At 66.4% G+C, this 13,320-nt stretch carries 8 protein-coding genes; 1 reads left to right on the top strand and 7 read right to left on the bottom strand.

Translation table 11 applies throughout. The features are described from left to right. The first annotated feature begins 2 nt into the window (after positions 1-2). The gene (locus A5705_RS13755; protein ID WP_068278142.1) at positions 3-839 is read left to right on the top strand and encodes a DegV family protein; all 837 of its coding nucleotides are present in this window, start codon (positions 3-5) and stop codon (positions 837-839) included. Here the strand turns inward: A5705_RS13755 and A5705_RS13750 are convergent. From A5705_RS13750 to A5705_RS13720, 7 genes are all read right to left on the bottom strand, one after another. Next, complete coding sequence (locus tag A5705_RS13750) at positions 822-3,755, bottom strand: RND family transporter (protein WP_067876424.1); 2,934 nt, start codon at positions 3,753-3,755, stop codon at positions 822-824. The two genes, A5705_RS13755 and A5705_RS13750, sit on opposite strands and share 18 nt — an antisense overlap. Then, a complete protein-coding gene (locus A5705_RS13745) occupies positions 3,752-4,255 on the bottom strand; it encodes an MmpS family transport accessory protein (protein WP_197516919.1) in 504 nt (167 codons plus the stop codon). Before A5705_RS13745 ends, A5705_RS13750 begins: the two co-directional genes overlap by 4 nt. A gap of 76 nt (positions 4,256-4,331) precedes the next feature. After that, positions 4,332-5,393: a dihydrodipicolinate reductase gene (locus A5705_RS13740; protein WP_067876428.1), complete on the bottom strand. Its 1,062-nt coding sequence runs from the start codon at positions 5,391-5,393 to the stop codon at positions 4,332-4,334. 62 nt (positions 5,394-5,455) lie between these two features. Next, complete coding sequence (locus A5705_RS13735; protein ID WP_082956471.1) at positions 5,456-7,204, bottom strand: AMP-binding protein; 1,749 nt, start codon at positions 7,202-7,204, stop codon at positions 5,456-5,458. A 39-nt stretch (positions 7,205-7,243) separates the two neighbouring features. Beyond that, positions 7,244-8,374: an acyltransferase PE gene (pe, locus tag A5705_RS13730; RefSeq protein WP_067876434.1), complete on the bottom strand. Its 1,131-nt coding sequence runs from the start codon at positions 8,372-8,374 to the stop codon at positions 7,244-7,246. A 38-nt stretch (positions 8,375-8,412) separates the two neighbouring features. Beyond that, entirely contained in the window at positions 8,413-11,412 is a 3,000-nt protein-coding gene (locus A5705_RS13725) for an RND family transporter (RefSeq protein WP_068278140.1), read from the bottom strand. A 69-nt stretch (positions 11,413-11,481) separates the two neighbouring features. After that, positions 11,482-12,903: a condensation domain-containing protein gene (locus A5705_RS13720; protein ID WP_067876440.1), complete on the bottom strand. Its 1,422-nt coding sequence runs from the start codon at positions 12,901-12,903 to the stop codon at positions 11,482-11,484. Positions 12,904-13,320: the final 417 nt, after the last annotated feature.

Raw genomic sequence — 13,320 nt, 5'->3', positions numbered from 1 at the left:
CCATGTCCGTCGTGGTGGTGACCGACGCGTCGGCGCGCTTGCCCGCCGACCTGCTCGAAAAGTGGTCGATACGAGTGGTTCCGCTGCACATCCTGCTCGACGGTCGCGATCTGCGCGACGGCATCGACGACGTCCCCGAGGACATCTACAAGCAGCACGCCACCACCGCGGCGGCCACCCCCGCGGAATTGGCCAACGCCTACCAGCAGGCGCTGGCCGACAGCGCGGGCGACGGTGTGGTGGCGGTGCACATCTCCTCGGCGCTGTCGGGCACCTGTGGCGCCGGCCAGCGGACGGCCGCCGACCTCGACCCGAAAGTGCGCGTCGTCGACTCGCGCTCGGCGGCGATGGGCACCGGTTTCGTCGCGCTGGCCGCCGCCCGCGCGGCGGCCGCGGGCGGCGGCCTGGAGGCGGTCGCCGGCGCCGCGACGTCCGCCGTGTCGCGTGGGCACGCCTTCGTGGTGGTCCACCGGCTGGACAACCTGCGTCGCAGCGGGCGGATCGGTGGGGCCAAGGCGTGGCTCGGCACCGCCCTGGCGCTCAAGCCGCTGCTGCGCATCGATGACGGGAAACTCGTTCTGGCCCAACGTGTTCGCACCGTCACCCACGCGACGTCGGCGATGATCGACCGGGTCTGCGAGCTCGTCGGCGACGGCGCCGCCGCCCTGGCGGTGCACCATGTCGCCAATCCGGACGGCGCGAAGGAGGTCGCGGCGGCGCTGGCGGAGCGGTTACCGGCGTGTGAGCCGGCGATCATCACCCCGCTGGGTCCGGTGCTCGCGCTGCACGTCGGCACCGGCGCCGTCGCCGTGTGCGTGGAACTAGCTCCTGGCGGCTGACGCCACCGGCGCCGTCACGGCTCGGGGACGCCCGTAGTCACCGCGCGGGTGAACAACGAGCGGCCACCAGAACCAGCGTCCGAGCAGGGTGGCGATCGACGGCATCAGCAGGGTGCGCACGATCAGGGTGTCGAGCAGCAGACCGATGCACACCGTGGACCCGAACTGCCCCAGCACCCGTAGGTTGCTGCCGAGCATGGACGCCATCGTGAAGGCGAACACCAGGCCCGCGGCCGTCACCACCCCGCCGGTGCCGGCCATCGATCGGATGATCCCCGTCTTGAGCCCGTGATGAATTTCCTCTTTGAACCGCGACACCAGCAGCAGGTTGTAGTCAGATCCGACGGCCAGCAGGATGATGACCGACAGCGCCATCACGATCCAGTGAATCCTGATGCCGAACAGATCCTGCCAAATCAGCACCGAGAGCCCGAATGATGCGGCGATCGAACTGGCCGCGGTGCCGACGATCACCAGCGCGGCCACCACGCTGCGGGTGAGCAGCAGCATGATCATGAAGATCAGCGTCAGGGCCGACACCACGGCGATCATCAGGTCGTATTTCTCGCCGTCGGCCATGTCCCGGAACGTCGCGGCGGTTCCGCCGAGATACACCCGGGCGTCCGACAGCGAGGACTGTTTCAACGCCTCCTGCGCTGCGGTGCGTTCGGCGTCGACCCGTGCGATGCCCTCCGGCGTCATCGGATCGCCCTGATGGGTGATGAAGAACCGGGCCGACTTACCGTCCGGCGACAGGAACATGCGCAGGCCCGTCTGAAAGTCGGGGTTGTCGAAGGCCTCCGGCGGCAAATAGAAGAAGTCGTCGTTCTTGGACTGATCGAAGCTCTGCCCCATCACGATGGCGGTGTTGCTCATCGCCTCCATCTGATCGATCATCGCCTTGAACGTCTGGTAGAGCGTCAGCGTGATGGCCCTGGTGTTCTTCAGCGTCGAGATCAGTACGGGGAACAGCGCATTCAGGTCGTGTGTGGCCTTGGCGGTGTGCGCGATGTCGGCGGTGAGGTAGTGGAACTGCTCGGCGAGCTGGTCGAAGCCGTCGAACGTGTCGAAGAGTGACCGTATGCCGATGCACAACGGGATGTCGTAGCAGTGCCGCTCCCAGTAGAAGTAGCTACGTATCGGCCGGAAGGTGTCGTCGAAATCCGCGATGTGGTCGCGCAACTTGTCGGTGATCTGCGAGGTCACCTCGGTGGTCTTTGCGCTGTCGTCGGCGGCGTTGGCCAGGTCCAGCGACACCTCGTACTGGCGTTGCGTGGTGTCGATCTGGGTCTGCAGATCGTCGGCCATCCTCAGGATGTCGGCGATCCGCTCCTTGAGGAAGCTCATGTTCTGCATCGTCGTCTGGCTCTGGATGCTGTTCTGGAAAGGAATCGAGCTGTGCTGGATCGGGATCCCCAGTGGCCGCGTGATGTCCTGGACCATGGCGATGCCCTGCGTGCGCATCTCGTTCTTGGCCACCCGGTCCAGCACCAGCATGTCGGCCGGGTTTCGCATGTCGTGGTCGGACTCGACCATCAAGAGGTCGGGATTCATTCGCGCCTCGGAGAAATGCCGGTTCGCCGCCTCTTGCCCTTGATTGGACGGGGCCGACAACGGCAGGTAATGGCGGTCGTTGTAGCTCGTGTGGTAGCTCGGCAGGGCGATCATGCCGACCAGGACGACCGCGGCACTGACGGCCAAAACCGGTGCGGGCCAACGCACAACCGCGGTGCCCACCCGCCGCCACAGCCGGCCACGCTTGGCCTGCCTTTCGAAGAGGTGGAAGCGGCTGCCGACGAAGACAACGGCGGGCCCCAGCGTCAGCCCGGCCGCGACCACGACCAGCATGCCGATCGCCACGGGGGCGCCCATGGTGTTGAACCAGGGCAACCGCGAGAAACTCAGGCAATAGGTCGCCCCGGCGATCGTCAGGCCCGAGCCCAAGACGACGGGAGCCACGCCCTTGAATGTGGTGTAGTACGCGCTTTCTCGATCCTCACCGGCGGCCAATGCTTCTTGGTAGCGGCCGACGAGGAAGATGCCGTAGTCCGTTCCGGCGGCGATCGCCAGCATGGTGAGGATGTTGGCGGCGAAGGTGGTGAGCCCGAATGCGTTGTGGTAGGCCAGAACAGCGACCACTCCCCGCGAACACGCCAGGGCGACAAAGGTCATGAACAGCTGCACGAGCGTGGTGACGATGGACCGGTACACCAGCAGCAACATGATCGCGATGGCGCCCAGCGTGAACAGCGTGATCTTGGCCAGGCTGGCGTTGCCGATGATGTGCATGTCGTCGGACAGCGCGGCGGGACCGGTGACGTAGGCCTGCACGCCGGGTGGCGCCCTGTTCTCGTCGATCACCTTGCGGACGGCGTCCACGGACTCGTTGGCCAGGGTGGTGCCTTGATTACCGGCAAGGTTTATCTGCACATAGGCGGCCTTGGCGTCGGCGCTCTGTGCGCCCGCCGCCGTCAACCGGTCACCCCAGAAGTCCTGGATGTGCTCGATGTGCTTGGGGTCCTGGCGGAGCTGTCGAATCAGCTTGTCGTAGTACTGGTGTGCGTCGGGCCCAAGGGGTTGCTGGCCCTCCAGGACGATCATCACCGTGCTGTTGGAATCGAATTCGCGGAAGTTGTGGCCCATCCGCATCATCGCCTTCATCGACGGCGCGTCCAGCGGCGCCATCGGCGCCGAATGCGCCTCGCCGACCTTTTCCAGCGTGGGAACGATGACGTTCACCAACACGGTGATGGCCACCCAGGCCACGATGATCGGTATCGCGAAGATGCGGATCGCGTGGGGGAGATAGGGGCGGTGGCCGCGATCCGCCATGCTGGGCCTCTTGGTCGTGATGGGACCCGTGACTTCGTCGTCTGCGGCGCTTCTGGCGCCGGAATCCTTTTCGATGTCGGTCATGCGGACTTCACCAGGCAGAAGGTCTGGGCGTTGTGGCCGTCGGAATTCTGGCTGTCGCGGACGATGCCGTCCACGGTGATCTTGCAACCGATCCGGCTGCCGTCGCTTTGCGCCATGATGTTGGCGCTCACCGAGGGAAGAGTGGTGGAGATGGTGGTCGACCAGGGCAGCGGGGCGTTGTTGATTTGGTGGGTGTTGGCGTTCTCGTCCCAGTAGTTGATGTTCGCGGTGGATCCCGGCGGGCCGGAGACGTCGTAGACGACGACCTTCGGGTTGAACTGCACGATCTCGATTCCCTTGCCGGCATTCGCGTTGAGGTCCTGGGACCCGAAGATTCTGTGTAGGCGCGAGACGACCAGGGTCGAGACGGCGAGCACGACCACCAACACCAGCGGAATCCACGCTCGTCTGAGCGCCCGGGTTAGGGCCTTCACCTTGACCGCCTTCCGCTCGCCCTGCGGACCGCCGGCGTCACCGACAACGCCGGTTCGCCGATACATTGCTCAGCTAAGCATCGTAAACCGTAGTGCACGGAACCGTTCCTGTGGGTGCCGCCTTTGTGACGACCGACACCGGTCAGCGGGCCACCCGGCCGGTGACCGGTGGGAGGTCGGCGAGCGTGACGATCCCGGGCCTGGCGGCGACGACGGCCGGCACCGCGTTGGTAACCGGCATTGCGGTGTAGATCATGCCCAGCCCCATGAATCCGGGCTCCGGCCAATCCTTCGGCGGCAGGCAGTGCAGCACGGTGCGCATGTTGGGCAGCCCGAACACCTGGATGACGTGGCCGTGTTCGAGGGGCTTGGGCGGCACCACGTGATTGCCCATCGTCCAGTTGAATCCGACGCTGACGACGTTGCGGTCACCCTCCCAGCCGCGGTGGTAGCCGTAGACGCCGCCGACCGTTCCGGCCGGGATCTTCATGAAGCCCAGATCGGAGTCGGCGGTGGCCGCGGTGAAGGTGACGTCGAACGTCATCCGGTCCAGCTTGGCGCCGATCGCGTCGGCCATCATCGCCGCCGATTCCGCGAAGACCTCGCTCTCTCGCCGGACGCTCTCGGCCAGCCCCTGTGTGTCAGGATCCTGCGAGAACCCCATCGCCGTCTGGGTTTCCGCCGACTCGTAGGTGGAGCAGTCCACGGACTCGGTGATGCGGATCTCGTCGACGCGCTCGCACGACGCGGACAGCACCATGCCGACCATGTTCGTCATCCCGGGGTGCGCCCCACTGCCGAATATGGTCGAACCGCCCCGTTCGCAGGCGTCGACGATGCGCCTGCGGTCCTCCGGAGTCTGCTTGCCGCCGGTGATCCAGGCGGCGCTGGTGCACACGTTGACGCCCGACTCCAGCAACCGCACGAGCTCATCGACGTTGGGCCACAACGGGTTATAGCAACAGGCGTCGGGCCGCAGTGCCAGCAGCGCGTCGATGTCATCGGTGGCCTTGACCCCGGTCGGCTCCGGCCACCCGGACAGGTCGGCGGCGTCGACGCCCACCTTTTCGGCGCCGTGCGCGTACACCCCGACCAGTTCCATGTCCGGCCGGCCGATGATGGCGTGCAGCGATCGCCGCCCGATGTTGCCGGTCGTCCATTGGATCACGCGAAACGGACGGTCTGCGGTGGTGGCTGTGCTCATCGGGGGGCTCCTTTGCCGGTGCGGTTGACTCATTATGTGCAACCGCGCTCCGGACTTCGGGCCTAGGCGTCCAATCGGGCGAACTGGTCCTGGCGGTACTGCTCGACACACGCGGCGCGCCGGATCTTGCCGCTCGTCGTGGTGGGAATCGACCCCGGTGGCACCAGGACGAGGTCCCCGACGTTCAGCCCGTGCGCGTTGGATATCGCCGAGGTGACGTCGCTCTTGACGCTGCTGAGCCAGCGCATCGCCTCCTCGTCGGAAGCGCCGCGCTTCTTCAGCTCGATCACCGTGACCAGCGTCTCGGTGCTGTTCACCGGGACCGAGATCGCCGCGACCCGACCACCCGTGATCGCTTGGACCGTGGCCTCGATGTCCTCCGGGTAGTGATTGCGCCCGCGGATGATCAGCAGATCCTTGATGCGGCCGACGATGAACAGATCCCCTTCGAAGATGAACCCGAGGTCGCCGGTCCTCAGCCAGGGACCGTCGGGGGTGCCCGGCGACGGGTCGACGAGCACGGCGCCGAAGCAGCGCTGCTCCTCGGGCGGTTTGCGCCAGTAGCCGTCGGCGACGTTGGGGCCGTGTATCCAGATCTCACCGACCGCGCCAGGTGGGGACTCGCGACCGGTGTCGCCGTCGACGATGCGCAGCGTGGGCGATTGCGGCACTGTGTATTTCACCAGCGCCGTGCCGGTCCCGGCCGCGCACGGCCGGACGCGGCCGGCGGACAGTTCCTCGGCGTCGAACTCAACCGCGCCCGACGTGTCGCTCCAGGTGCCGGCAGTCACGAAGACGGTCGCCTCCGCCAAGCCATACGACGGACGCACCATGTGGTCCCGAAAGTTGAAGTGGGCGAACCGGTCAACGAAGCGCTGCAACGTCGCCGGCTCCACCCGTTCGGCACCGCTGATGATGCCCAGCACCCCCGCGAGGTCGAGCCCGGCCAGGTCGGCGTCGGTGGTCTTGCGGGCGGCCAGGTCGAACGCGAAGTTCGGCGCCGCGGAAAACGTGTGCGGGTTCCTCGCCAATGCTTGCACCCACCTGGCCGGGCGCTCCAGAAACGCGACCGGACTCGTCAGCTCGCCGCGATAGCCGCCGAGGATCGGGGCGCAGACCCCCAGCACCAAACCCATGTCGTGGTAAAAGGGCAACCACGAAACGATCGCGGTGTCCGTCGGGACCTTGACGTTGGAGTCCGCGAAGAAGCTGCGCATCAACTGCTCGAAGTTCACCTGCAGGTTGCGGTGCGAGATCATCACCCCGGTCGGCAGCCGGGTGGAACCCGAGCTGTACTGCAAATAGGCCGTGCTCGGCAAATCGGCTGTCCGACTGCCCGTTCCGCCATCGGCGTCCAGATTCAGCGCGTCGATTTCCAGGATCTTCGGGACGGCCTCCAGGCGTGCCTGATCGACGTATTCGGCGATGTCTTCCGCGACCGCCGACGTCGTGAGGACGATGGCGGGTGACGTGTCGGCAAGGACCGCGCCCACCCGCTCATGGGTCGCCCCGCGGTGCGGCAACGGGAGCGGGACGGCGATGAGCCCGCTCTGCATGGAGCCCAGGAACGCCGCGATGTAATCGAGGGATTGGGGCGCCAGGATCACCGCCCGGTCTCCGGCAGCGCCATGGTGGGCCAGTTCGCGCGCCACGTTGAACGTGCGGCGGGACAACTGCGACCACGTGAGCCTCTCGGGTACGCCGGCCCAATCGTCGTCGTAGTTGGTGAAGGTGAACGCTACGTCGTTCGGCCGCAGGCTGGCGCGCGCGTGCAGCATCGAGAGCACGGAGGACTGAGGCGGTGGTGTCACGTTACTTCCGTACTGATCTGTCCGATGCGTGCGTCGGATTCAGTGGTCAGCCTGTCCCGCGCCGTGGGACAACACGGACGTGGCACCGGCGAGGATCTGCGAGAACGGGTCGGCGCCGCCGCCGAATGTCGCCTGGTTGGCCGGCGCGGTGACCTCCGCGGGGTCGAAGCCGTGCACCGGGTCCACCTGAATGGGGGCCGTCGCCGGATCGTCGTTGCGCGAATAGCCGGCGTTCACCCGCGGGATCAGGATCGCGTCGAGTTTGTTCAGCGTGTCTTCCGGGATCCCGATGTATTTCAGCGGCATGACCAGCGGGAGGTGCTTCTCCGGGACCATGATCGTCGTGTCTTTCGCACCCCGGGAGTTGATGGTGGTTCTGATGTTCTGCGGCGGCACCATGCTCGGGTTCGTGAAGGCCACCGCGGTGTGACCGGTGGCAAGGCCCATCAGCGTGTTGGCGAAGGCGAACAAGTTGTCGGGCCGGTCCGGGAAGTCCGCGATCGAGTCGTACGCGGCCACGAACCGGTTGGTGTCGTACTGGCTCTCGTAGGGCGGCGGCATGGTGTAGTCGAGGGCGGGAACCGTGCTGCCGACCGGGAACATCGCGGTCAAGAAGCTCTGACCGAAGGCGTGATGCCCGATCGGATCGCCGAACGTGGCGAAGTTCAGCGTGTTCGGCGGCGGAGCGGTGGGGTCACCGGCCAGCCGAGCCTGCGCTCCATCCACCACGAAGCCGCCCTCGGACAAGCCGATCGCCGTACCCGGGCGACCGGTTTTGAGCTCCGAGAGGAGGTTGTCCACGCCCACGTCGACCGACTCCCCGACGCTGGGGCCGTCCAGACCCAGGCCCGGAAAGGTCTCGTCGCCGATCTTGCCGATGCCCGGGAAGAGCCGCTCCAGCACATGGCCCTGAACCTGGCCCGCCGGGTAGCGGACGATCTCGCGCTTCTGGCCGGGGAACCACTGGGCGCCCTCCTGGCGGATGTACTCGTCGTAGGGGATGCCCAGAACGTGAGCGCCCCCGAGGGCGAACGCGGTCTGGTCCCCCGGCGCGCCGGGGGTCGGCGGACCGCCGACGGGGGTGTCGTCGGCGGAGACCCTCCCCGCGCCGAAAAATCCTGTGGCGCCGACAGTTACCAGCGCCGTCACTCCTGCGAGTAGTTTCTTCATCCCTACCCCTGACCCCTCGGCCTCTAGTCTCACATACGTCAAGCGCGCGTCCTCACCGGGTTGCGGCGCATAGCCGCCCGCGACGGCCACCAGTTCGCTCGCCCCAACAGCGCGGCGACCGCGGGCACCGTGATGGTGCGGACCAGGAAGGTGTCCAGCAAGATTCCCACGCCGATCACGAAGCCGCCCTGGACCACGGTACCGATGCTGGAGAACAACAGCCCGCCCATCGAGGCGGCGAAGATCAGCCCCGCCGCGGTGATCACCCCGCCCGTCGAACCCAGCGTGCGAACGATGCCGTAACGCACGCTGCGCGGAGACTCGTCACGCATCCGCGAGACGAGCAGCATGTTGTAGTCGGCCCCCACCGCGACCAACACCACGAACGCCAGCGGCGGCACGCTCCAATGCAGGTGCTGTCCGAGCAGGAACTGGAACACCACGACGCCGATACCCACCGCCGACAAATAGGAAATCACCACGGACGCAACGAGATACAGCGGCGCGACGATCGCCCGCAGCAGCGCGACCAAGGTCAGGAACACGACGAGGAGTGTCACCGCGATGATGAACCGGATGTCGTGCTCGTAGTAATCGCGCGTGTCCTTCAGGCCGACGGTGTATCCGGCCATCGACACCGTGGCGTCCGACAGCGTGGTGTTCGGCTGGGCTCCCCGGGCCGTCGCACTGATCGCGTTGACCTGGTCCATGGCGTCGGTGCTGAACGGGTTGAGCTTGGTCTGCACCAGGTAGCGCACCGAGTGGCCGTCCGGCGAAATGAACGCCTTGGCGGCCTGCTGGAACTCCTTCAAATGCAGCAGCTGCGGCGGGATGTTGAAGCCGGCCATCGCCGGTTGTGCCGCGTCCTGTTTCAGCGACAACAGGAACTCCGCCGATTCGCTGAGGCCCGCACCCAGCTGTTTGACCTGGTCGACGAGCTGGGCGACCGCGTCGGCCACCTGCCGGCTCCCACCGGCGAATCGGTCGGCGCCGTTTTGCAGGCTGTTCAGGTTCGCCTGCAGGCCGCCGGGCTGGTCGATTCCCATGGAGTGCAGGACGTTGGTGAGCTTCGTCAGGGCGACGCGCAGCCGTTCCGTCGACGCTTTGAGGGCCCGCTTGTCCTGGTATTCCTGCAGCTGGTGGGCCAGGTCATTGATCGCGTCGAGGTCTGCCTGGTCGCGCCCACCGGTCAGCTGCTCGAACGTGCCGCGGGTGGCGCTGCACGACGGATCGGCGTCGCAGACCGGGTTGCCCTGCAGCGCCGTCAGCACCGGGCCCATCCAGGCGAACATGTTCTTGGCGGCCGTGAAGTTCCAGCCCATGGCATTGCTGAGCGCGTTGACGTGGTCGACGAGTTGGGCCGCCAGATCGACCTCTTTGACCAGCGTGTCGCCGCTGTACTGGTTCTTCGTCGACGAGAAGGCGTTCTGAAGTTCCTCCACGCTGGCGGTGAGCTGGCTGACCTGGCCGCGCACTTCGCGGAGGCTGTTGGCCAGCGTGCCGGCCCCGTCGACCAGCCGGTTGAGGTCGCCCGTGTGGTCGTTGATCAGGTTGGAGCCGCCGGCCAGCATGGTGCCGATCGCGCCGGCCTGGTAGGTGGCCCGGAATTGTTCTGGGACGTTCCCGGTGGGACGGGTGATGCCGCTGACGACGGCGACGTTCGGCAGCTGGCTGACCCGGTCCGCCATCTGCTCCAAGTCCGCGAGGGCCTGCGGGGTGCGAAGGTCCCGCGGTGACTGGACGAGGATGTACTCCGGGATGGACTGATTCACGTTGAAATGGCGATCCAGCGCGGCGTACCCGACGGAACTGGGCGCGGAGGGCCGAAGCGCCTTGCGGTCGTCGTAGTTGTAACGCACCAGGCCGGCACAGCTGGCCAGGATGATCAACACGAGCACGCTGGCAACCAGATGGGCCCTCGGCCGGCGCACTATGCGGATGCCGGAGCGCCGCCAGAACCGAGCGGTCAGTTCGCGCCGCGGCTTGACCCAGCCGCGCGGCCCGGCGAGCACCAAAATCGCCGGCAGCAGCGTCACCGCGGCGAGGAACGCCACGCCGATCCCGATCGCCGACGACACCCCGACCGTCTCGAACACGCCCATGCGGGCGAAGCTGATGAGCAGGAAAGTGATTCCCACGGTGGTCGCAGACGCTGCGATCACCTTTCCGATCGAGATCAGCGCCCGCTTGACCGCCTGATCGAAATCCTCGCCCGACCGTCGATAGTCGTGATAGCGGCTGATGAGGAAGACGGCGTAGTCCGTTCCCGCGCCGGCCATGATCGCGCTGAGGAACACGATGGACTGGTTCGACACGCCCGAGCCGGTCACCTGCGAGTAGCCCGCCACGACCGCCTGCGCGATCACCAGGGACAACCCGATCGTTATCAACGGCAGCAGCATCGTGACCGCGCTGCGGTAAACCACCAGCAGGACGATGAGCACCAGAACGGCGATCGCCAGCTCGATCGGCAGCCGGTCCCGGTCGCCCGCGACCGTGAGGTCGGCGACGGTCGCCGCGGGGCCGGTGATGTTCGCGGTCAGATGCGCCCCCGCCGGTGCCGGATTCAGGGCGCGTTTGACGATGTCACCGACCCGGTTGAAGGCGTCGAACGACCGCGGCGTGCCCAACTCGCCGGCAAGGCCGACCGGCAGCACCCAAGCCTTGTTGTCCTTGCTGGTCACGACCGAACGCAGCGGCGGCGTGCTGACGAAGTCCTGCACCATCAAGACGTCGCGCGTGTCCCGGTGCAGCGCGTCCACCACCTTGCGGTACGCGGCTTCGTCGGCGGGGCCAAGCCCCTTGTCATCGGTCAGGACGACCAACAGGAGGTTGTCCGAGCCCGATTCGTGAAACGCCTCGGTCATCTTTCGGGCGGTGACGTTCGACGGCGCATCGCTGGGCAGGATGGACAGCGGATGCTTCTGGGCCATTTCGCCCAGCGAGGGAAGGCTGAGCGGGAGGGCGACCGCGATCGCGACCCACACCGCGATCACCGCCCAGGGCCACCGCACCACGAAATCGGCTAGCCGTCGCATTTCGCCCTCACCCTCACATCGCGCAATTTCGCACCCGCAGCCATCTAGAAGCCATCGAATCGGCCCGCGCTACGCAACGCGCCCCCAATGCCCGCTCGCCGCGACCCGCGCGCACACGGACTTCATCGCTTCCATATAGCGGACAACCGATTTCTGGGCGACCGGATTGTCGGGGTACATGACCGCCATCGCGGTACCCTCGCCGTACCGGAACACATAGATGGTCAGTTGATAGGAATACCGGCCGTCGGAGTAGATCCCGATATTGTTCGCATAGCCCAGGTCCGCCGCCGCGAGAACGGCGTTGAGCGGGGCGGCGCCGCCGTGCAAGAAGTTCGACACCGGGAAATTCGGCCGCGGCCAGTCCAACCACGGCGCCAATTCCAACACGCGGTAATACGGCACCTTCGCCAGGTGCAGGCCGGAATCGAACGACGACTGCGCAGCCCATGCGGCGTCGCCGAAAGAGGCCGCGGCAATCGGCACGGTGATCGGGACCAGGCCGGTGAACCAGCCCTGCGTCATGAAGTTGTCGGTAGTCCTGCGGGTGTCCCTGGGGGTGAGGCCGTAATAGGTGAGGGCACCCGTGAACTCGTGCTCTACCAGGGCAAAGCAGGCGAACAGCCCGCCGATGAACCGTGCGCCGACCGCGGTGCAGGCCGCTTCGAACCGCTCCGTCTGGGCGGCGTCCATCAACAGTTCGGAGATCAATTCGCTGCCGGCCGGCTCCGACGGGTTACCGAGCGGAAGCGGGAATTCGGGGAAGCCGCCATTGTTGTTCTCCGCGAAGTCGATCCATGCGCGAACCCCGGGTGAATCCACGGTCAGCGTCGACGTGTAGTGGCGCTCGCGGGCGCAGAAATCGTCAAAACTGCCCGCGTCGGGAAGCGCAAGTGGTTCACCGCCCCCACTCAACGCCGCATACATCCCATTCGCCTCGAGCATCGTCGTGCCGATCAACGTGGCGTCCCCGTGGACGTGATCCATGGCGGCGAAAAAAGTGAAATGATCCTCGTTCTGGACGATCCCGAAGGTGAAGCAGCCCCACTCCAGCGGATTCGGTATGGCCACGACGTGAGCGCGTATCTCGTCGACCGTCATGGCGCCGTGTTCGATCGGGACGAATTCGATGTCGGCGGGATCGGTGAGGGTGTGCCTGACGAACTCGCCATTACCGGCGTGGTCGAACCAGCTGCGGAATGTGTCATGCCGGCGCAGGTAGGCGTTGACGGCGTGGTGCATCGCAGAGAGATCGCACTGACCGGGTACTTCACAGGTCGCGATGATCTGCCGGGAGAAGTCGAGGCCCGCGGCCGTCCGTTCGTGATAGTTACGCAGATGTTGGCCCTGCATGTAGCTGACCGGTACGGGACTGGCCGGCGCCTGCCGGACCTTGTCGGCGGACGTGGTTGTCGGGTGCCAGGAGATGACTGCTCCTGGGATCGGCGCCCAATCCCCTAGTGAGCCGATCGTGATCTTCCCGATTCGCAATATTTTCTCCCCGGTTTCTGCGGCATCCCGTGGCTGCGGTTCGGCCGCGCTGTAGCGACACCAAGATAACCCTTGTGGCTGGCACCGGCGCCGACATGCGCGGATAGGGGCCGCAACGGCTCATCGACGCGGCGGGCGTGGTCGCGGGCAGGCCCGGCGACCGGCCGCCACGCCGGACGAGACTTGCCCGATGCGCCGCCGCAAGGCCCCGTACTTGGCATACTTGCCGTCGGAGGTGATTCGGCTGCGGCAACCGGTCCGGCATGTGTACATTCGCCACGACGGTCGCTGGAGGCAGTACGCCGGGGGGAATTCCGCCAGGTCTGGTCCTGGTGTGTGCCGTAGCGGCCAAGCGCGTGGTTAAACAGCAACCACCACCCCGGCGCCGCGAGGCCTCCGCGGGCATCGAATCTTCCG

Origin of the sequence: Mycobacterium sp. E787 (assembly GCF_001668725.1) — a bacterium.
Classification (GTDB): domain Bacteria; phylum Actinomycetota; class Actinomycetes; order Mycobacteriales; family Mycobacteriaceae; genus Mycobacterium.
This window is presented reverse-complemented; position numbering and strand designations above follow the sequence as displayed.

Coding starts and splice junctions, on each gene's coding strand:
- pe (WP_067876434.1), bottom strand. CDS start 8,374: ATGAAGAAACTACTCGCAGGAGTGACGGCGCTGGTAACTGTCGGCGCC.
- A5705_RS13755 (WP_068278142.1), top strand. CDS start 3: ATGTCCGTCGTGGTGGTGACCGACGCGTCGGCGCGCTTGCCCGCCGAC.
- A5705_RS13740 (WP_067876428.1), bottom strand. CDS start 5,393: ATGAGCACAGCCACCACCGCAGACCGTCCGTTTCGCGTGATCCAATGG.
- A5705_RS13750 (WP_067876424.1), bottom strand. CDS start 3,755: ATGACCGACATCGAAAAGGATTCCGGCGCCAGAAGCGCCGCAGACGAC.
- A5705_RS13745 (WP_197516919.1), bottom strand. CDS start 4,255: ATGTATCGGCGAACCGGCGTTGTCGGTGACGCCGGCGGTCCGCAGGGC.
- A5705_RS13725 (WP_068278140.1), bottom strand. CDS start 11,412: ATGCGACGGCTAGCCGATTTCGTGGTGCGGTGGCCCTGGGCGGTGATC.